At 47.2% G+C, this 21,619-nt stretch carries 17 protein-coding genes; 12 read left to right on the top strand and 5 right to left on the bottom strand.

Annotated elements, in window-relative coordinates; translation table 11 throughout:
* The first annotated feature begins 39 nt into the window (after nt 1-39).
* From HP570_RS02100 to HP570_RS02090, 3 genes are all read left to right on the top strand, one after another.
* Nucleotides 40-978 (top strand): dipeptidase, encoded by a 939-nt coding sequence (locus HP570_RS02100; protein WP_173624758.1) that lies wholly within the window; start codon nt 40-42, stop codon nt 976-978.
* Nucleotides 979-1,170: 192 nt separating this feature from the next.
* Nucleotides 1,171-2,949 carry a 2-oxoacid:acceptor oxidoreductase subunit alpha gene (locus HP570_RS02095; protein WP_015891674.1) on the top strand — a complete coding sequence of 593 codons (1,779 nt, stop codon included), beginning with the start codon at nt 1,171-1,173 and terminating at the stop codon, nt 2,947-2,949.
* Complete coding sequence (locus HP570_RS02090; protein WP_015891673.1) at nt 2,921-3,787, top strand: 2-oxoacid:ferredoxin oxidoreductase subunit beta; 867 nt, start codon at nt 2,921-2,923, stop codon at nt 3,785-3,787. Before HP570_RS02095 ends, HP570_RS02090 begins: the two co-directional genes overlap by 29 nt.
* Before the next feature lie 46 nt (nt 3,788-3,833).
* Here HP570_RS02090 and HP570_RS02085 read toward each other — a convergent pair whose 3' ends face one another.
* Nucleotides 3,834-4,868, bottom strand: a complete 1,035-nt coding sequence (locus HP570_RS02085; RefSeq protein ID WP_173624757.1) for a YkvI family membrane protein — start codon at nt 4,866-4,868, stop codon at nt 3,834-3,836.
* A 53-nt stretch (nt 4,869-4,921) separates the two neighbouring features.
* Here HP570_RS02085 and HP570_RS02080 point away from each other — a divergent pair, with 53 nt between their 5' ends.
* The 3 genes from HP570_RS02080 (at nt 4,922) to HP570_RS02070 (ending at nt 7,530) form a co-directional block, all read left to right on the top strand.
* The gene (locus tag HP570_RS02080) at nt 4,922-5,671 is read left to right on the top strand and encodes an MBL fold metallo-hydrolase (RefSeq protein ID WP_173624756.1); all 750 of its coding nucleotides are present in this window, start codon (nt 4,922-4,924) and stop codon (nt 5,669-5,671) included.
* A gap of 33 nt (nt 5,672-5,704) precedes the next feature.
* Nucleotides 5,705-6,265, top strand: coding sequence for a tRNA 5-(aminomethyl)-2-thiouridylate-methyltransferase MnmM (mnmM, locus tag HP570_RS02075; RefSeq protein WP_087346693.1), 561 nt, complete (start codon nt 5,705-5,707; stop codon nt 6,263-6,265).
* 164 nt (nt 6,266-6,429) lie between these two features.
* Entirely contained in the window at nt 6,430-7,530 is a 1,101-nt protein-coding gene (locus tag HP570_RS02070; RefSeq protein WP_173624755.1) for a YheC/YheD family endospore coat-associated protein, read from the top strand.
* A 68-nt stretch (nt 7,531-7,598) separates the two neighbouring features.
* Here the strand turns inward: HP570_RS02070 and cbpB are convergent, their stop codons facing one another.
* From cbpB to HP570_RS02050, 4 genes are all read right to left on the bottom strand, one after another.
* Complete coding sequence (cbpB, locus tag HP570_RS02065; RefSeq protein WP_015891668.1) at nt 7,599-8,069, bottom strand: cyclic-di-AMP-binding protein CbpB; 471 nt, start codon at nt 8,067-8,069, stop codon at nt 7,599-7,601.
* 265 nt (nt 8,070-8,334) lie between these two features.
* Nucleotides 8,335-9,474 carry an acyltransferase gene (locus HP570_RS02060; protein WP_173624754.1) on the bottom strand — a complete coding sequence of 380 codons (1,140 nt, stop codon included), beginning with the start codon at nt 9,472-9,474 and terminating at the stop codon, nt 8,335-8,337.
* A gap of 58 nt (nt 9,475-9,532) precedes the next feature.
* The gene (locus tag HP570_RS02055) at nt 9,533-10,375 is read right to left on the bottom strand and encodes a lipoate--protein ligase family protein (protein ID WP_173624753.1); all 843 of its coding nucleotides are present in this window, start codon (nt 10,373-10,375) and stop codon (nt 9,533-9,535) included.
* A 164-nt stretch (nt 10,376-10,539) separates the two neighbouring features.
* The gene (locus HP570_RS02050; RefSeq protein WP_015891665.1) at nt 10,540-11,784 is read right to left on the bottom strand and encodes an S-layer homology domain-containing protein; all 1,245 of its coding nucleotides are present in this window, start codon (nt 11,782-11,784) and stop codon (nt 10,540-10,542) included.
* 335 nt (nt 11,785-12,119) lie between these two features.
* On the opposite strand from HP570_RS02050, the gene miaB reads away from it, so the two are divergent.
* From miaB to mutL, 6 genes are all read left to right on the top strand, one after another.
* Entirely contained in the window at nt 12,120-13,631 is a 1,512-nt protein-coding gene (gene miaB, locus HP570_RS02045) for a tRNA (N6-isopentenyl adenosine(37)-C2)-methylthiotransferase MiaB (protein WP_173625123.1), read from the top strand.
* A gap of 6 nt (nt 13,632-13,637) precedes the next feature.
* Entirely contained in the window at nt 13,638-14,081 is a 444-nt protein-coding gene (locus HP570_RS02040; RefSeq protein WP_173605038.1) for a YlbF/YmcA family competence regulator, read from the top strand.
* Between the two features lie 136 nt (nt 14,082-14,217).
* Nucleotides 14,218-14,778 carry an outer spore coat protein CotE gene (gene cotE, locus HP570_RS02035; RefSeq protein WP_015891662.1) on the top strand — a complete coding sequence of 187 codons (561 nt, stop codon included), beginning with the start codon at nt 14,218-14,220 and terminating at the stop codon, nt 14,776-14,778.
* Nucleotides 14,779-14,889: 111 nt separating this feature from the next.
* Entirely contained in the window at nt 14,890-16,176 is a 1,287-nt protein-coding gene (locus tag HP570_RS02030; RefSeq protein WP_173624752.1) for a putative amidoligase domain-containing protein, read from the top strand.
* Between the two features lie 89 nt (nt 16,177-16,265).
* Nucleotides 16,266-18,854, top strand: coding sequence for a DNA mismatch repair protein MutS (gene mutS / locus HP570_RS02025; protein ID WP_173624751.1), 2,589 nt, complete (start codon nt 16,266-16,268; stop codon nt 18,852-18,854).
* A gap of 24 nt (nt 18,855-18,878) precedes the next feature.
* Complete coding sequence (gene mutL, locus HP570_RS02020; protein WP_173624750.1) at nt 18,879-20,951, top strand: DNA mismatch repair endonuclease MutL; 2,073 nt, start codon at nt 18,879-18,881, stop codon at nt 20,949-20,951.
* Nucleotides 20,952-21,619: the final 668 nt, after the last annotated feature.

Genomic DNA, 21,619 nt, shown 5'->3' with positions numbered 1-21,619 from the left:
ATGAATTTCGACGATATCGAAGAGAAGGAGCGTTTCCATATGAAAATCTTTGATGCGCATAGCGATGTATTATGCAAGCTGTGGCAGAATCCCGAGCTGGACTTTTATAAAGAAGACAAGCTCTTGCAAGCTGGTTTTACCGCCCTTGAAAAAGGGAATGTAGACATACAAGTGCTTGCCTGCTTCGTTCCTTCTCAGGTGCCGTTTGGACGACGTTTTCATACGGTACTAGAAATGATCGATATTTTTTATCAAAAGGTGGCGAGTGAACAATTCCGTCCTATTTTCACAAAGGCAGATTTGGCTGAATGCGTATTAAAGGGACAGAAAGGGGCTATTCTGTTTGTAGAAGGCGCGCATGCATTAGAAGAGAGCCTCGTTCAGCTACGTACGTGGTCCCGGCTTGGTGTACGAGGAATGACACTGACCTGGAATCATGGCAATGCCCTAGCAAGTGGAAACGGGGAGCCGAATCCAGGTGGACTTACTTCATTTGGACGAGAAGTCATAGAAGAAATGAATCGGCTGGGGATGATCATTGATGTTTCGCATCTGGCCGACCCAGGATTCTGGGATGTACTAGAATGCTCGAAAACACCAGTGATCGCTTCGCACTCGAACGTGAGAAGCCTATGCCATCACTCTCGCAATTTGACGGACGAGCAAATTCGAGCGTTAATCGCCAAAGATGGAGCGATCGGCTTGACGTTTGTAGACTTCTTTACCGTATCGGAGAAGCGCACAGTTTGGATCGATGACCTGCTGCGCCACTTGGATCACATCTGCGCATTGGGTGGTGTAGACCACGTAGGTTTTGGTTCCGATTTCGATGGGATTACCGAGACGTTTGGAGACATGGTATCCGCGGCAGATTACTCCCAGTTACTAGAAGCTTTGTTAAAACGTTATAAAGAGGCGGAAGTATTGAAATTTGTGCAAGGAAATTGGTTGCGTGTTTTCGGAAACGTGCTACAATAAAGCATGAGGATATTAATGTACCAAGTTCAACATTAAAATTCAGGTCAAAAGTAAGTTGAGTAAAAGCACTTGCAATTTGACATGGACAGGACTACAATTGTTACTGTCTATGCACAGAAATGTCACATCTTATCAGTCTTTTCAAGGTGTGATAGCAGCTTTTCTCACAGTCACTGAAAGGGTGGAATCTGAATGATTAGTCAACTTTCCTGGAAAGTTGGAGGACAGCAAGGGGAGGGCATCGAGAGTACTGGTGAGATTTTCTCGATGGCGATGAACCGGATGGGGTACCATCTGTATAGCTACCGTCACTTCTCTTCCCGTATTAAGGGTGGACACACGAACAATAAAATTCGCGTGAGCACAACGCCTATGCGTGCGATCTCTGACGATCTGGACATTCTCGTAGCGTTTGACCAAGAAACGATCGATTTCAATGCGCATGAGCTCCGTGAAGGCGGTATCATTATCGCGGATGCGAAATTTAATCCAAAGTTGCCGGACGGCTTGAAGCCAGTTCGCTTCTTCACTGTACCACTGACTGAAATCGCTGATGAGCTGGGAACTTCCCTGATGAAAAACATGGTGTCGATTGGTGCGTCCAGTGCCATCCTCGGCATTGCAGTGGAAAGCTTCCGTCCCATCGTTGAAGATATGTTCCTCCGCAAGGGCGAAAAAGTGGTTGAAAAGAACATGGATGCCATTCGCCGCGGTTTTGATTTTGTAAATGAATTGACTGGTGGTCAACTGCCTGAGTTCCAAATGGAAAAGGCTGATCCACAAAAACAACTGTTCCTCATCGGTAACGATGCGATCGCTCTGGGTGCTGTAGCTGCAGGCTGCCGTTTCATGCCAGCATACCCGATCACACCTGCTTCCGAAGTAATGGAATACTTGATTAAAAAGCTGCCTAAATTGGGCGGTACGGTTATCCAAACAGAAGACGAGATTGCTGCTATTACGATGGCAATCGGTGCTAACTTCGCGGGTGCTCGTTCCTTGACTGCTTCTGCAGGTCCTGGTCTGTCCCTGATGATGGAAGCAATTGGTCTGGCGGGTATCACGGAACAACCAGTTGTAATCGTGAACACGCAGCGTGGTGGCCCATCTACCGGTATGCCTACCAAAATCGAGCAATCCGATGTGAATGCTATGATCTATGGTACACATGGTGATATTCCAAAAGTAGTTATCGCGCCAAGCACAGTAGAAGAGTGCTTCTACGATGCAGTTGAAGCGTTTAACATTGCGGAAGAATACCAACTGCCTGTAATCCTGATGACAGACTTGACGCTGTCCTTGGGTAAACAAACCGTTGTTCCATTTGACTACAACAAAGTAGAAATCCGTCGCGGAAAACTGCTTGCTGGACAAGAATTGCCAGAAAAAGAGCAAAACGACCTGTTCAAACGTTATGAAGTAACAGAAGACGGCGTTTCTCCTCGTGTTATTCCTGGTCAAAAATACGGTCTGCACCACGTAACTGGTGTTGAGCATGATCAAACTGGTCGTCCATCTGAGAATGCTGCAAACCGTATTCAACAAATGGATAAACGTATGCGCAAAATGGAAGGCGTCCTGAAAAACTTCAAAGGCGCTGTAACAGCAGATGCTCCTCACGCTGATGCGGATGTTCTGGTTGTGGGTATCAACTCTACAATTGGTACAATTCAAGAAGCAAAAGGCCGTCTGGAACAAGAGGGAATCAAAGTAAACCATGCACAAATCCGTTTGCTGCATCCGTTCCCAACTGAAGAAATCAAAGCACTCGTAGATAAAGCGAAGAAAGTTGTTGTTGTTGAGCACAACGCTCAAGCACAAGTAACAAGCTTGCTCAAACAACACGTTGGAAACGCTGAAAAAATCGAATCCGTGCTTAAATATGACGGTAACCCATTCCTGCCGAAGGAAATCTATGCTGAAGTGAAGGAGCTGGTAAAACATGGCGACTATGAAAGAGTTTCGAAATAACGTTAAGCCAAACTGGTGCCCAGGCTGTGGTGACTTCTCCATCCAAGCGGCTATTCAACGCGCCGCAGCAAACGTAGGCCTGGAACCTGAAAATCTGGCGGTTGTTTCCGGTATCGGTTGCTCTGGTCGTATTTCCGGCTACATCAACTGCTATGGTTTCCACGGTATTCATGGACGTTCCCTGCCAATCGCACAAGGTGTGAAAATGGCGAACCGCGAGCTGACAGTTATCGCTGCTGGTGGTGACGGAGATGGTTTCGCGATCGGTATGGGTCATACTGTACACGCTATCCGTCGTAACATGAACGTTACGTACATCGTAATGGATAACCAAATCTACGGTCTGACAAAAGGTCAAACCTCTCCGCGTTCCGCGACTGGTTTCGTGACCAAGTCTACACCGGCAGGTTCCATCGAGTCCTCCATTTCCCCAGTGGAACTGGCGCTGTCTGTAGGTGCGACTTTTGTTGCTCAATCCTTCTCCAGCGATCTGAAGGGCTTGACTGAACTGATCGAAAAAGGTATCCAACACGAAGGCTTCTCCTTGATCAACGTATTCAGCCCTTGTGTAACGTACAACAAGGTAAATACGTACGACTGGTTCAAAGAGAACATCGTACCAGTAGAAACGATCGAAGGATACGATGCACATGACCGTATCAAAGCAATGTCTACTTCCATGCAATACAAAGGCCTGATTACAGGTCTGATCTACCAAAACACTGAGCAAAAACCTTATGAAGCTCTCGTAAATGGCTTCAAAGAAGAAGGTTTGGTTAACCAAGACATTCGTTTGTCTGAAGAAGACTTCGAAAAATTGGTTAAAGAATTTGCTTAAGTTTGATAGAGTGAAAAACCTCTCCTTAACGGGAGAGGTTTTTTTATTACACGCGATCCCGCCAATGCCTGTACACGAGCATGACAAGGAAAAAGACGACCAGTTGACCAAAGAGTGGATACAGGTAACGGAGAAGTGAGCTAAACCCGATAAAACTGATCAAATAGCAAATGAGCAAAATCCCGAGTAAAATTGTCGGACCTCGAAGGGGGATAACTTGTCTAATCTGTTGGGCTAGACCAAATACGTTTGCCACAAGAGTGGAGAAAATTTCGGCATATACCAATAGGGAGAACAAAAAGGGAATCGTTGGTCCCAAGCCTTGCAGCACAGCGATCATGGGCATTTCCGCGTGATGGATTCCCGGCATTTTTACAGATAGGGAAGCGTAAGCGAGCAAGAGCAAAAGGCCTATTCCCAGCCCTCCTATGATTCCCCCTAGGAGAAGAGGTTTCTCGCTGGGACTCTGTCTGCCCATCGGAATCAAAACCGCTTGTGTTAGTGTGACATTTAAGGCAACATAATAAAAGGGAGAGCTAAGCCACGCCCAAGGCCGTAACGATTCAACGACGACACTCGTATCTAACCATGGCTTCGTATAAAAAAAGACAAGTACAGTAAAACAAATGAGCATCGGAACAAAAACACTGTTCACGTGATGGATGGCAAATAGCCCTTTTTTCGTCACGAAAAAAATCAAGATCATGCTAAACCAAATACCGATTTGGGGAGATAATCGAAATGACTCCCAAAAAATCGCACCGGTAGCAGCGAGCATGACGGAGGTAGTGCCTAGCAATACGGTTAGAAGCAAGGTATTAAATACAGTGCCAAACGGATGCCCAAATAAATAGGTGCTGACTTCTTGATAGGAATCGGCCTGAATCCGATAGGCAATCAGCATGACGCGGATACCTGCCCAAATAAACAGCATCGTCGCCAGAATGATGCCAACTAAGCCTTGTGTTCCATATTGAACAAAGAACTCTACAATTTCTTTGCCTGAGGCAAAACCAGCTCCTACGACTGTCCCAATATACGTAAAAGCGATCTGCCATGCGGCTCTCCATGTTCCTTGCATCTCAGACCTCCTGTCCCACCTTATTCCATCCTATGAGAGGGAGTGAACCGAATATGCGCGTTACTGTGTTAGGCTATCAATCTCCTTATCCTGGCCCAGGTGGTGCTACTCCGGGTTACCTGATTGAGACAGACCGTGTCAAAATTCTTCTAGACTGCGGCAGCGGTGTTCTTGCGCAGTTAGGCAAGCATTTACCTATTTTTGAGCTGGATGCTATGCTCTTATCTCACTATCATCATGATCATGTTGCGGATGTAGGAGTGATGCAGTACGGTTTGATGGTTCATCAGTTATTTGGCCAAAGACCTGCTGACAAGCCGCTTCCGATCTACGCTCCTGCACTGCCTGTGGCCAATGCCGAGACATTGGTGTATCGAAAGGCGACCACATTTACCCCAATCACCGAAGAAACGTCTGTTACCATTGGGGACGTTGCAATCACTTTTTTACGGACAGATCATGGAGACGGAGATCCTTGCTACGCCATGCGTTTGGAAGCCAACGGACGTGTCCTTGTATACGGAGCGGACAGTGGACCAGGTACAGCCTGGGAGGGCTTTGCAAGTCAAGCGGATTTGTTTATTTGCGAGGGGACCTATCTAGATTACAATGTACCAGCGAAGCCAAATGGACACCTTTCTGTTCGCCAAGCGGCGGAATTGGCGCAATCCCTATCCTGCCGTTCTTTATTAGTCACACATTTGTTTTACGGCTATGAGGAGTCCCAAGTAATTGCGGAGGCCAATGCCTTTGTCGAAGGTCCAGTTTATGCAGCGCGCATTGGTCTGCAAATCGATTTATAACGTTGTTTGTGTACATAGAGAGGAGAGCTGACTGTGTTTCCAAATGTATTAGAAGTCGCACGCAAATTAATCCGTGAACGGGTACAAGTAGGGGAAACGGTTGTAGACGCTACAATGGGGAATGGAAATGACACCTTATTTCTTGCGCAATTGGTGCAAGAAGAGGGGAAGGTAATCGCCTTCGATATCCAGCCGCAGGCGATTGAGAAAACGCGCGAGAGACTCGAGAGAGAAGGTCTGGCGAACAGGGTAGAAATGAAGCTCGCCAGTCATGAGGAAATTGACAAGCTGGAGATTCGTGCCGCGGCCATCATGTTTAATTTGGGCTATTTGCCGGGTGGAGACAAGGAAATTACAACTCAAGCGAGCAGTACCATTCAGGCGATTCAATCAGGATTGAGGGTGCTCAGACCAGGTGGAATCATGACAGTCATGATTTATTGGGGGCATCCGGCGGGAGAGACGGAAAAAGAGGCAGTGGAAGCATTTTGCCATGAGCTAAGTCAATTGGATTATTTGGTTTTAAAATACCAATATATCAATCAGCAAAACCAAGCCCCATTTTTACTAGCCATCGAGCGCAGGGGACAATAAAAAAACGAAACGCGATCCTTTCCCGGGCAAGCGCAGCATCCGACATCATTCTTATGAGAAAGCAATGATTTTGTCAGGTTGCGAAAGAGGTGTACAAAAATAGGCACGCTCTTGGCCTTTCTGGCACATACCCTATGTAGAGCAATGTGGCAAGGGGGATCTGTGTGGACAGAATCGGAATAATGTTGGATTGGGCCCTTATGGTGAAAGGAATTCAAGGCATCAAGTCATATGAGCGTATACCTTATTATGTCGAAATCGGTAAAGAGCTTGGGTTGGAGCCAGTTTTTTTTCATCCGCGGCATGTGAAGCCAGGAGATGAAAGAGTCAAAGGATATTTTTGGAACGGAAACCGACTCGTCTCACAACTGGTTTCAGTCCCGCGAGTCATCCACAATCGTGTTTTGACAGGGGATGCAAAAGCGCGGAATGTGATTCGAAGATTGAGCCAAAAGAAAACGGTGTTCAATGGCTTGGTTGTACGGGATAAGCGGAAAGTACACCAGATGCTCTGGAAAAATGAACAAATTCGCAGCTATCTGCCGCATACAGTGCCTTATTCCATGGAGCAGTTGCGTCAGTTTTTAAATAAGTACCAGGTGGTGTACGTCAAGCCTTCGATTGGATCAGTCGGAATTGGGGTAGCACGTATTGAACGGCATGGAGGCAATTATCATTTCATTGCATCGAAAAAACGGCAGATCTTATCTCATTCGCAGATCTTCTCCACGGTGCGACGTTGGGTTGGTAACAAAAGATTTTTGATCCAGCGAGGAATTCCTTTGGCCCGCTATGGAGGCAAAACGTTTGATATTCGTGTTTCGGTGCAGAAAAACAAAGAGAAGCAGTGGACTGTGAGCGGGATGGTTGCCAAGGTCGCCAATACGAAAAACAAGCTGAGTAATCTCTCTCGAGGAGGGACAGCAGTACCGTTTTCGGAAGCTTTGGTACCCATCTTTCCTGAGGTGAAACAACAACAAGCTGTCATTGAAAGAGTTGGCATAGCGGCGGTGGAAATTGCGGAGCAGTACGGTCGGCATTTTTCATCATTAGCAGACTTAGGGATGGATATGGGAATTGACGAGAGAGGCAATCCGTATTTGATCGAAGTCAATGTGCGTGACCAACGCTATTCGTTTTTCAAAGCAGGGGAGAAGGAGATGTTTAAACAAACGTACCGTCATCCACTGGAATATGCGCAGGCATTGCTCACGGAAAAAAAGAAACGGAAACATCTACTCCTTGCGCCAAGCCAATGGGTCTAAAGAAGACAGGCAGAAGAATGTGAAAAAGACGGTGGCATTTATTGCCCCGTCTTTTCGTATGCCTTGACTTACGATTCTGCCGGCTGTTGTTGGTCAGCCAATGGAAAGGGCAGATTGCGAAAGTGACGATATACCAAAGCCAAAATCGATTTTCGAGTCAAGATTCCTTGGAAATAGTGCTCCTCGTCTTCAATACAGACGAAAGGGTGATTAATGGACACTTCTAATGCTTTCAAAAATTCATCGGTGTCACGCAATCGAGGGACCTTCGCATCCATCACATCATCTACAATATGTTCGGACATACGCTCAGTTTCGAAGCGCTCCAAACCAAGAGTCTTATTCATGATCATATTCGTGCTGATTAACCCATGCAAACGATACTGATGATCCAGTACAGGAACGGCTGAATAGCCGGACTTGATTAGGACTAGCAGGGCGTGCTCAAGCGAATTACCTAGCTGCACATGTGCGACCTTTGTGGACGCGATTATGAGATCTTTGATCGGAATATGTAACAAAGGGATCTCTTGATTCATTCAGATCCACCACCTTTTCTTTCTGTCGTCTATAGCAGTAAGAACTGCATGTGGTCCCCTTCTATGATACCGTAAGAGAGGTACAAACGGTAGGGCTACATTTAGAAAACTTGGCGTCGCCAAGGCTTTGTCGGGGCTAAAGACGAAAAAAGCCCGGCAGTTACGCCAGGCAAGTAATCGAGGTGTGGAACAATCGTCCCTAGCTCTAGTATGCGAGCCCAAATTGTTTTTTACATTAGGAGTTTAGAGGAAACCAGTTCCTCCCTTACGCTTTATACGTTTGATTTTTGAAAATGGGCTTGGCTTCCACCCGTTTTTTTCGATTGAACCAAAAGGACATCGTCGTCAACTCGTAAAGGAAAATGCAAAGTGGCGGTGTAATCACGAACATGCCGAGAACCATTGACGGCGTCGACCAGCCTAGTCGATGAATGACGTAGCTCTGCATCAAGAACAAGATCAACGGATGAACCAAATAGATGGCCATATTTTGTTTGGCCAAACGGGAAAGCCATGGACCGAGTTTAGGCAGCTTGCCGAAATAACTGGATGCAGGGTAAAAGCTGACGATTACACAGAGTGTGTACAACAAGTAAAGCGGCTCGAAAATGTTCATACTCTCGTAATAGCTTTTGGAGCCGGAAAGATAGCTGTAAGCCATCCAAACGCCTGCACTTGCCATTACAACGATAGAAGGTATTTGAAGACGTTTCACCCATGTCCGCCATTTATCCACATTCATCCCGGCATAAGCGCCGAGTGCAAAAGTAAACACGTACATGAAAACATAATGCTGTCCGTAAACATACGTGTGCTTCACAAGGGACAGAAATGGGTTTGCAGCCCAATCAATGGCCCATAACGGCGTAATGAACAAATTGTGGTAGAGAAGGTACAGACCAGCTTGTCCAATAAATAGGACGATGATCCACCGGAAATTCAAGTACCGTTCCATCCACGGTTTAATCAGGCAAAACAACAAGCACAATTGCAAGTAAACCGGAATGTAGTACAAGTGGTAGAAAGAGCTACCCGTAAACAGACTATCGAAAAACGGTCCTACCAGCACGGCTGGGTCAAAGGTTTGATGTTTAAAATAGGTGAAGATGGCCGTCCAAATTACGTAAGGCAATATAACAGCGCGCCAGCGTTTTTTCCAGAAAGCACGCCAATCCAATTGTCGATTTTGATACCAGTAAAACAGTAGCATTCCAGTTGCAAATATAAACAAAGAGCGACCGAATTTTAATAAGATAATTAGAACGGCTTGCAAATCACTATTCCACGGATACGTCTTCTCATTGGCCAGGAAAAAACTGAGGATGTGAATCATCAAGACAGTAAGAGCCCCAAAAACAAAAAGGGCATTCAGATCCTGAAACGTCCCCTTTCGATTGCTATTCATAATTCCTCCAGAATTTTACCGGCAGCACCTGGAGAATCAAAAACAAGTACAACGCCCGTTATTCGGGTAAGTGCCAGTCAGGTGCGGCCAGTTCTTTTGCGGTATAAGAAAATAAGTGTAATCGCTGCGACAAATGATGCCTCGACTCTGTCACTAACTCATTTTGCACATAAAAGGGGGTAGGTGATACAGCCCACTCAGAACGGATTGTCTCCAATAGACGTTCTTTTACATCATCCATTGTGGCCAATTTTCCAGTCAAACTCGCAATGCTGCCAACGGTAGAAGCATCGATGGAAGGAATTGGCTTATGGCTTTGCATTTCATCCAAGCCGGCGAGACGGTAAAAGTGCTCCATCCATTCGCCTCGTGGACGATCGTCGACGTTAATGCATAATTGCAAAATAGAGCCGTGTCGCGTGCGTCTTTGTGCCATACCTCCGATTTTTTTACCGTGAATGGAAAAATCGTATTCCCCTGCACAGTAGGAACCCGTCACTTCTCCAAATTCCAGCCTTCCGTAATCGCGCAGGCCCACATCAAGAAGCTGGGCAACAAACGAGAAGAAGGAGTCAATGGAAATCGAAGTGTCAGGCAATAAACAAGCCATATTGAGTACGCCAGCATCAAGCGGAACACAAGCTCCTCCAGACGAGCGAAGAACACAACCAAAGCCATCTTGACCGAACTGATGCAAGGCTTGCTGGAGATGTGGAAGCTTGGCGTCTCTGCGGCCGAGATACAGCGCCTGATCGTACACCCAGAGATGAATGACAGGTGTTGCTGATTCAGATTGCATACTGGCTGCCAACGCTTCATCACGAATTAAAGGCTCAAGTGGACTATCCTGGTAGGTACCGGAGTCCATCCAGCGAAACGGTTGATTAACAGAAAAAGACATAGGAAGGCTCCTTCACAGGACAAGAATAGCTACCATTATAACATCTGAAATGCGTTTAGTTCTACGTTTTCGCTATCTTTTTTCCATTTGGTAGAACATGCATGTCGTGTGGAGTGAAAAATACCCGACAGGCCAAGATAGCTTGTCGGGTGGGATATGGGTCTTTATTTCGTCTCTTTAAAGGTGAAATTGTCCAGGTAAGTCGTTTTGCGAGGAGCGCCTTTTGTCGCTTCTTCTTGCAGATACAGACCGAGTTTTTTGCCTTCTTGTTTCACATATTGTTGACCGAACAAGTATTGATCGTTCAAGTAAATGGAAACGGTATTGTCAGTGACAGCTACCTTCAAGCGATTGCTTGATTTCAGCTTGTAGGTGCTGGATGAGATGATGTCGATATCGTCGTCTTCCACATCATTTACTTTTCCTAAAACAACGCGATCTTTTTGGATGAAAACGACATTGGCTTTTCCATCTTTGCCGTTGAAGTACAGACCGCCTAAACCTTCACTGCCAACCACATTCACATCGACGCTCAATTCATAATTCTTGACGTTGTCAGATTCATTCCAGCGAAGTGGCAGAAGGTAATGATCCAGATCATCATCATCGGATTCAGCAGTCACTTGTTTGCTAGCGACCTCCCAGTTACCGATCGCTTTGTCAGTATCCCAGTTTTTCAATTTGGTATCAGAGAAGGAATCGCTGATATTGATTTTCTCTGGTTCTGGCTGAGGCTGCGGTTGACCAGGGGTAGGGAATACAATTTTGCTTTCATCATCGCCACGATCCAAAATAGCACGATAGAGCAGAGAAGCAGCTTCCGCACGAGTAATCGGATCTTGTGGACGGAAATTGCCATTGTATCCTTTCATCAGATCGGTTTGGATCGCAATCGCAATATACGGACGCAGAGCGGACGAAATATCGTCGTAATCACGGAACTTTTTCAATTGATCCAAGTCGGCTTTGTACTTTTGATCGTAGCCCAATAGGCGTACCAATGCGACAGCAATATCTTCACGTACTGCCGCTTTATCTGGCTTATACGTGTAGGTAGAGCCGGATTTGTAACCAGTCAAGTAAGGCTTGGCGTGCTCCACATACAAAAATGCCCAGTGATGACGAGGGACATCTTTAAAGGTTTGCTCGACGTAGCGTTTGTTTATATCTACATCTGCTGCTGCGATCATAATTTTGGCAAATTCGGCGCGGGTTACCTCATTGTTCGGTCTAAATGTTCGATTGTCGTACCCTTTGATGATCCCTTTTGCCGCCATCTCCGTAATTTCCTTGTATGCCCAATGGCTACGCGGAACGTCAGAGAACGAAGGGGTGGAAGCGGCACCGACGACCGGGATAATCGTTAAGAACATCAACACCGACAAAAATACGGCTAGTGCTCTTTTCATATTAACCTCCTCAAAATGGCAATGTAGTTTTTGTTGACTGCTATTCAGACGTCGAGTGGGCTTGTATTGTTGCAGGGGAAAAAAATATTATGGTGAAAATAGGAAAAAAGGAGGAGTTTCAAAAAAATTGGCAGGTAAGGAGGAGTATGTACCAATGGTAAGGGCATGCAGGACCAAGATGGGTATGTTTGGAAAGACGTTGTCTATCAGACTTTCGCCGTTTCGTACATATTTTGCCTCATAATGGTTATTATGCATTGGCTTTTGTATCACCCAAAATGATATAATTCTTTATTGGTTACTTATGTAGATGATTATAGCTGAGGTGATATATGATGAAGGAAACAAAAGAGGCGACTGTGGACTTAAAATCCGTTAAGTCTCCAAAGAAGATGGAAGACTATGCGAAATACTTCCAGGCCCCCTCTCTGAAAGATGCGAAAACGCGCGGTAAGGAAGAGATTTTAGTCCATTACGATTTTCATATACCAGAAGACATGCAGAACATCGGAAAAGGAAAGCGCTATCACGTTCGTACGTATGGCTGCCAAATGAACGAGCATGATTCGGAGACGATTTCTGGTATTTTGCAGGCAATGGGTTATACCTCGTCTGATTCTGTCGAAGATGCGGATGTCATTCTATTTAACACCTGTGCGATCCGCGAAAATGCAGAGGATAAAGTATTTGGGGAGCTTGGCCACATGAAGCGGCTCAAGAATAACAATCCAAATCTGATCCTCGGTGTTTGCGGCTGTATGTCCCAAGAAGAGAAAGTCGTCAAGAAAATCCTGAAAAGCTACCAGCAGGTCGACTTGATTTTTGGAACGCACAATATTCACCGATTGCCAGAACTGTTGCGCGATGCGATGTTCAGCAAAGAAATGGTGATTGAGGTTTGGTCCAAAGAAGGCGATATCGTCGAAAATATGCCGAAGCTCCGCGAAGGAAACACCAAGGGCTGGGTTAACATCATGTACGGCTGTGACAAGTTCTGTACGTACTGTATCGTGCCGTATACCCGCGGAAAAGAACGCAGTCGACGCCCGGAAGATGTCATCGCGGAAGTGCGTGATCTCGCTCGCCAAGGCTTTAAAGAAATCATGCTTCTTGGACAAAACGTCAATGCGTACGGTAAAGATTTTGAGGATATCAAGTACGGTTTTGGAGACCTGATGGACGAGATCCGCAAGATTGATATCCCACGTGTGCGTTTCACGACAAGTCACCCGCGCGATTTTGATGACCATTTGATTGAGGTGCTGGCAAAGGGCGGCAACCTGGTGGAGCAAATCCATTTGCCTGTCCAATCCGGATCGACAGAAGTACTCAAGCGGATGGCACGTAAATACTCGCGTGAGCATTATCTGGAGCTCGTTCGCAAAATCAAGGACGCGATCCCGAATGTCTCGCTTTCCACCGATATTATTGTTGGCTTCCCAGGCGAGACCGATGAGCAGTTTGAAGATACGATTTCGATGGTGGAAGAGGTCAAGTATGATTTTGCCTATACCTTCATTTACTCCCCACGTGAAGGTACACCGGCTGCTGTCATGGAAGACAACGTTCCGATGGAAGTGAAAAAAGCACGCTTGTATCGACTCAATGAAGTGCTGGCTGGCATCGCTCTGGAGCAGAACAAAAAACTGCAGGATCAGGTTGTCGAGGTACTCGTGGAAGGCGAATCGAGGACGAATGCGGAAGTGCTTGCGGGACGTACGCGTACGAACAAGCTTGTCCATTTCACCGGCGACAAATCTTTAATCGGACAGTATGTGCACATAAAAATTACGGATGCGAAAACGTGGACACTCCACGGTGAACTCGTATCCAAAGTTGAGGTGTAGGTCATTATGGAACAAACAAACGTTTTTACACAGAAGGAAATTCTCGATAAAGCTCGCGAGCTTGCCGCTATGATCTCGCGTACGAATGAAGTTGATTTCTTCAAACGTGCTGAACTGCAAATCAAACACAATGAACGTGTGCAAGATTTGATTGATACATTGAAGCAGAAACAAAAGCAAATGGTGATGTTTGAATCCATCAACAAGCCGGAACTGGTGAAAAAAGTGGAAGACGAGTACAACCAATTGCACGAAGAGCTGGATGCCATTCCAATCGTTACGGAATTCAAGCAATCGCAGGTTGATGTGAACGATCTTTTGCAAATGGTCACGAACGTGATCACGAACACCGTTTCGGAGCGTATTATTTTGGATACAGGCGGAAACCCATTGACTGGAAAGACTGGTGGCGGGCCTGAAAAGAAAAAATCTGACGGCTGCTGCTCCTAATTCTTGATAGAAAGCCTTCCCGGCGCTGTTCTGATCAATACCCAACAACTTTCCCAAATATAAGGTGGTTGTTTGCACGCTAGTCGAATGCCCTGCATACAAATGTACAGAAACGTTGTATGGAGGAGGTAACGAAATGTCGGGTATAGACAAAGATCTACAGTGCCGGGAACTTATCGCGAAAGCAGTCTGCGGCAAAGGCCATAAATTTTCTATTACCACCCACACCATCATACCGTCGCAAACTCCTTCGACGATCCTCGGATGCTGGGTTATAAACACGAACTTCCAAGCAGAGAAAGTCGGAGATGCCGTTGAAGTATCTGGTACGTATGACGTCAACCTGTGGTTTTCGTTTGCTAATAACACGCAAACCGAAGTCAAGCGGGAAACGGTTCATTTCTCCGTTCTCGTACCGCTTACGTTCTTCGACAAGAACTGCAGAGGCGATCTGGAAATCGTTGCACGTGCCGTGGAGCAACCGAAGTGCATAAAAGCGGAGTTAAGTGGTGGTGGCACAATCACGGTCAGAGTTGAAAGCGAATATGCAGTAGAGGTCATTGGAGAAACAAAGGTGTGCGTTGTTGTCTGCAATAGTTGTGATGACAAAGAATTCCATCTGGTTGACGACTTTGAAGATAACAGTGACGAGTTTGATGACTTTGATTCAGCTACGCTACTCGACGAGCTCGACTAAAGAGGAGAAATTATCTCCTCTTTTTTCTTTTTTTTCGGATACAGGTCATTCACACTTTTTTCTGGGCGCATTCATAAGATAACGAAAGAACAGCGAGGGAGTGTGGAAGGCATGATTCTACGCACAAAAACGAGTCAGCGAGCTAACGGGCAGGAAACGCCAGCAACACAACCGATGACGGCCAACGCGAAAGAAGTCGTAGCCTATTTACATCGTCCTGAAATCGGTCGCTGGTTGCTCCGGCAGGGGCGAATACCTGTAACAGGAAAGACAGCGCGACCGGGCTGGCGAACATATAGGGTATGCCTTTACCAAGACTATGTACTGGATATCGCCAGAAGCGAGGAGCAATCACATTGGCTGCTGCATCGTCTGCAGGAACCCGAGTGGCATTCCGTCACCTTGCCTTCCACTGAAACAGAGATTCAGATGGTGCAAGGGCTGGCTGCGCGCAGTTTGTATGCCGCGGGAGCGGATGCGGGTCAAGTGACGATCATGGCGGCTTCTCCCCATCGACTTAAGGTCGTCGAGGTGGAACCAAATTGGCCAGCCAGGTATGCTGACGAATATATGCAGCGTGCCCGAGATTGGTGGGAAGCTCGGATGCGTAAACAGCCGCAAACGCTACAAAGTTTGGGGGCTGATCCGGAATTTGCTTTACGCAAGCCCACAGGAGAGATGGCACTTGCTTCTGACTTTCTGAGCATCAATGGGGCGGTTGGATGTGATACGACACGCTACCGGGAAGAATTAGGTCTCCATCAGCACCCGGTTGCAGAGTTGAGACCTGCGCCATCGGAGGACCCTGATCAATTATTTGCGCATATCTACGATAATCTGGCACTCGCCTACCAAAAAATAGGGGACGCGTCTATCGAATGGCTCGCTGGAGGAATGCCGTTTCAAGGTTATCCAATCGGCGGGCATATTCATTTTGGCGGGCTCACACCTACTTTTTCTCTTCGGCGAAAGCTGGATGCGTACTTGGCTCTTCCTCTTGTTCTGATTGAGGATGCAGGCTGTATGAGGCGCAGAGAGCGTTATGGATTTTTGGGGGATGTAAGGGAGAAGGAATATGGATTCGAATACCGTACACTCCCGAGCTGGCTCGTTGATCCCCTTGTCGCTCGTGGGATTCTTCATTTGGCCCATTTGGTTGCAACCAATCACGAGAAGTTACAAGCGACGCCTCATCTCAAGCTACCGCTAATCAAAGCATACTACCAAGGCGAAAAAGAAAAGCTCCTGCCGTACGTAGTTCAAGTCTGGCAAGAAGTAAAGGAGCTACCAGGCTATACGCTGTCACGAATTCATTTGGATCGATACTTTTCGTTTTTAATCGAGAGTCAATCGTGGAGAACGGATGAAGACCTGCGCAAGATATGGAAGCTACCATAAACGGATACTACCATCGGATGCAGGGTCAACATTACCGTTCAATCATGATATAATAGCGACGAGAATTAGTAGGCTAGGAGAAGAAAATCATGGCTCAATATACCCCGATGATTCAACAGTATCTGGCTATCAAAAAAGATTATCCGGATACTTTCTTATTTTTTCGCTTAGGCGATTTTTACGAACTGTTTTTTGATGACGCCATTCTTGCGTCCCGTGAGCTGGAAATTACACTGACGGGACGTGATGGTGGTGGTTCTGAGCGCATACCAATGTGTGGAGTTCCACATCATGCGGCAGACGGCTATATCGCAGAGTTACTGAAAAAAGGACATAAAGTAGCCGTTTGCGAGCAAGTCGAAGATCCAAAAGAAGCCAAAGGGGTCGTTCGCCGGGAAGTGACACGCGTCATTACCCCAGGTACGATGATGGAAGGCAAATGGCTGACGGATAAGGAAAACAATTACATGGCAGCGTTGGCTCAAGTAGAAGGGCGAACGGGTGTTGCTGCGTGTGATATGAGTACAGGCGAGATGTACGTTACTTCTTTGGCGGGACAGGCAGAGGGTGTCCTGGATGAAGCCTTGCAATATCGCCCTAAGGAGCTCGTCTTTTTTGGTCTCGCTGCTTTGCCGAAGACAGCACTGCCATCTACTGTCGTGGATGCGCACCAACTGGACGTATTTGCAGTGGATAGTCAATACGCGGAGCAGGCAAAAGGGCTGGATGTGTCCATGCGAGCGGCGGTCAATGCACTCTTGTTCTACATAGGGACGACGCAAAAACGCAGCCTTGCCCATATGCGCCTGTTAAAGCAGTACGATGCAAAGCAGTATCTGCAAATGGACGGCTTTTCCAGACGCAATTTAGAATTGACTGAGACCATTCGCGATAAGACGAAAAAAGGCTCCCTGTTGTGGCTGTTGGATCGGACTCAAACGGCAATGGGTGGTCGTCTTTTGCGCAGATGGATTGAGCGTCCATTGCTCAGTCGCGATCAGTTGGAGGCACGCTTGAGCGCTGTGGAAGCCTTGAAGGGGGACATGCTGCTTCGCTCGGATTTGCGGACTTGCTTGGATCGTGTCTATGATTTGGAACGTCTGGCGGGCCGTATTTCCTACGGGAATGCGAACGCACGAGATCTCATTCAGCTACGGATGTCATTGGAAGCTGTTCCAGAGCTGAAGCAGTATATGATCCAAACGAATACCCCGGTATTGATGGAACTGGCTAATGGGATGGATGAATGTACAGATATGGTCAACTATTTGGCTCATGCCCTTGTGGATGATCCCCCGATATCGGTTCGTGAAGGCGGAATGATTCGGACGGGATATGATGAGTACCTGGACAAGCTCCATACGGCAAGCCGTGAAGGGAAGACGTGGATCGCCCAACTGGAGCAGGGAGAACGGGAAGCGACAGGGATTCGTTCACTTAAAGTTGGCTTCAATAAGGTATTCGGCTATTACATCGAAATATCGAAATCAAACATTGCCAACGTTCCGGCTGGTCGGTATGAGCGCAAGCAAACTTTGGCCAATGCAGAGCGGTACATCACGCCAGAGTTGAAGGAACGTGAAGCCCTCATTCTGGAAGCAGAAGAAAAGATGATTGAGCTGGAGTACCAGCTATTCGTTGCTGTAAGAAGTGAAGTCGCGAAGCATATACCAAGACTACAGAACCTCGCGGAGCGCATTGCGTCTGTGGACGTTCTCCAGGCGTTTGCTACAGTAAGCGACGAGCGGGGATTTGTACGCCCTGAGCTTGTGGAAAGCGGCGATTACGTCATTACAGAAGGGCGCCATCCAGTGGTAGAAGCTGTTCTGGAGCGCGAAAAATACGTGGCTAATGACGTGGAGATGGATCAGACCAATCGTCAAGTTTTGCTCATTACGGGTCCGAATATGGCGGGTAAGAGTACGTACATGAGACAGATTGCCTTGATCACGGTGATGGCACAAATCGGTTGCTTTGTTCCTGCTAAACAGGCCAAGCTGTCGATTGTCGATCAGATTTTTACTCGAATTGGGGCAGCCGACGACTTGGTAGGCGGGCACAGTACGTTTATGGTGGAAATGCTGGAGACGAGACACGCCCTGCAAAAAGCGACAGCGAAGAGCTTGATCCTGCTCGATGAAATTGGTCGCGGGACTTCGACGTACGATGGAATGGCGCTTGCACAAGCAGTCATTGAGTACATTTGCCAAAAAATCGGTGCCAAAACACTCTTCTCCACGCATTACCACGAGTTGACCGGGTTAGCTGAGACGTTGAGTGGTGTCGTGAATGTCAACGCTCGATGCGAAGAACGGGAAGGGAAGCTCTTGTTCCTTCACAAAATTGAAGAAGGACGAGCAGATAAGAGTTATGGAATTCATGTGGCAGAGCTTGCGGAAATGCCGACTTGGGTCATTGAGCGGGCGCGTAGCATCTTAACCGGACTTGAAGCAAATGGGAGTACAGGGAATGGAAATGCAGCGAGTGACGTCCAAATGTCGCTCGAAACGCTATGGACGGCACCAGTTGCTGCGGTGCGTGAAGAGCCGATGCAGTTTGCGTCAGCGGAGGAAGAAGCGATTATGGCTGAGCTGCGCGAGCTGGATTTGAATTCAACGACGCCAATGGACGCCATGATGAAACTATATGCATGGAAACAGCAATTGAAAAAGCGATAGGGTTCGTCCGGAGGGGAGGCACTCATGGGAACCATTCAAGTTTTAGATGAGCAACTCGCCAATATGATTGCTGCAGGGGAAGTAGTGGAAAGACCGGCTTCGGTTGTCAAAGAGCTGGTCGAAAATGCAATTGATGCTCGTGCAACGACAATCGAGATCCACGTTGAGGAAGGCGGTCTGGAGATGATTCGGATCGTTGACAATGGGAGGGGGATGGATCGGGAAGATTGTCAGCTGGCTTTTGAACGCCATGCTACGAGTAAAATTAGCAACGCTCGTGATTTATTCCGCATTCGTACGCTGGGCTTTCGCGGAGAGGCACTGCCGAGTATCGCGGCAGTCTCGCGTATGGAGCTGACGAGCAGCACGTCCAGTAGTGAGGTAGGTACTCATCTCTTGATTGAAGGTGGGCAGCTCGGAACGATTTCCGATAAGGCCTCTGTAAAAGGGACAGAAGTATGTGTACGCAGCTTGTTTTTCAACACACCTGCTCGCTTGAAATATATGAAGTCGATCGCCACGGAAGTCGGACATATTTCTGATTATGTGAATCGGCTTGCACTCACTCATCCGTCGATCTCCTTCTTGCTGACTCATAACGGCAAGACACTCTTGCAAACGTCTGGGGACGGAAAGCTGTTGCACGTCATGGCGGCGATCTACGGTGTGCAGGTCGCGAAGCTGTTGCTTCCAATTGCAGGGGAGACTCTCGATTATAAGTGGTCTGGTTTTCTTTCGAAGATGGAAGTGACAAGGGCGAATCGCTCTTACCTTTCGACACTGGTAAACGGTCGATACGTGCGTAGCTATTCGATCAACAATGCGATTATGCGCGGTTATCATACATTGTTACCGATCGGTCGTTATCCGATTGTAGCTTTGCAGATCGAAATGGATCCGTCACTGGTAGATGTGAACGTACATCCTGCCAAACTAGAGGCGAGATTCAGTAAAGAAGATGAATTGTGCAGTGCAATAGAACAATCGGTAAAAGAGACATTGCGACAAGGCTTGGGGATTGTCAGACCTATGGTTACTCAACCAAAAGCTAAGGTCGTCACCCAGGTTGTTCAACCGCAGTTTGACCTGCAAATTACCAAGCCTGATACTCCGCAATCGCCGTTACTCGCTGCGAGTCCCCGACTCCAGGAATGGATGGCCAAGCAGGAGGTGCCAACTAAGCAAGTGGATCTAGTGACACCTATCGCTCCATCTTTTGAGAACGGCACGGTCAAGGAGACTGCGGCCAACTATGAAAAGCTGGAGGCTGCAAAAGTAGAGGCTATCCCCCATGAAATCGTGCAGGCGACTCTATTGGATCAAACAGACACGAGGGAAGCTTTCCAGCCTAATGAGCCGAAGATTCCGGTACAATTGGACATTGCCCAGGCACCATCTCCTACGTACCCAATCCATGAAATCAGCAGCGAGGATCATTCAGCCATAGCGGGTACCGAACAAACACCGCCACTCGTGGAAGCCACCAATGAAAATGAAACGGATTCGCCTGTTCCCGTTATGTACCCAGTTGGTCAAGTCCATGGTACCTACATCGTCGCGCAAAATGACGAAGGCATGTATTTAATTGATCAACATGCCGCGCAGGAGCGGATTTTTTACGAGTATTTCATGGACAAGCTTGCAGAAGAGGACATTTCCAGCCAGATCATGCTGTTTCCTCATACGGTGGAATATACGGCTGCAGAGGCAAGCAAACTGGAGAAACGACTGTCGCTTTTGCAATCGTTTGGTTTAGAGATCGAGGCGTTCGGTGGACGGACCTTTATCGTTCGCGCTCATCCACATTGGTTCCCAGAAGGGGCTGAGCTTGAGGTCATTGAGGAGCTCATTCAGTTTGTACTGGAAACGGGAGAAAACACCCAAGCCAATGTCGTGCTGATGCGCGAAAAAGCTGCCATCATGATGTCCTGCAAAGCATCGATTAAAGCGAACCGCTTCCTGACGCATGCAGAGATGGAAAGCTTGCTGAACCAGCTACGCAAGACGAGCAGTCCGTATACGTGCCCGCACGGCAGGCCGATTGTGATTCATTTTACTGGTTATGACTTAGAAAAAATGTTTAAGCGTGTGATGTGATCGATGCCCTCCTGCGGAGAAATCCGGGGAGGGTATTCTACTGTAAAAGAAAGCGGGAAAAACAAAAGTCAATAAGCAAATCTCATGCTGGAACAGAGCTTCTTCCATCGAGGACCTATTAACTGGTCCTGATTGGGGACTACGTTTGGACGGCGGTCCTGGCTGGCACCCGATGGCATTGCTCCACTAAAAAGTGGGGCTTTTCTTTTTTCTTCACCCCTAAAAAACAAGAACAAACGTTATCTAGAATTAACCACTAAACTGAGCTAACAATAGAAAAATTAGGATAGGATTAATAATGTGTCACATTTAGCTTGGACAGGCACGGCTACATCGTCGTTCTCGAAGCGGGTGATAACGTCTGCGATCTAAGAAACGTCGGACTTAACCGTGAAGACGGAGGACTGCTGGGGAGTTGTCCCGAGTACGTCGAACTCCTCGACGTCGGCGAAGGTCTTCAGTGACCCCCAAAAATCTCGCAGAAGCCCGTTTGCGCTCACTTTGCAGTCTAGCGTGCCCATCCCAAACCATGCACACCAAAGCGCCTTTCCAAGCCTTCTGCGAGATTTTCCGAAAAAACTTGCCGTTACTTATGATACGGTTCTCCGCGCTTGATCTTAAACTAATTTGCCAATTAGCTTAATGAGGCGCCAGTCAGTCTAATTTTT

Origin of the sequence: Brevibacillus sp. RS1.1, from assembly GCF_013284365.1 — a bacterium.
Classification (GTDB): domain Bacteria; phylum Bacillota; class Bacilli; order Brevibacillales; family Brevibacillaceae; genus Brevibacillus; species Brevibacillus brevis_D.
The sequence above is the reverse complement of the archived record's forward strand: the minus strand, read 5'-3'. Positions and strand labels throughout refer to the sequence as shown.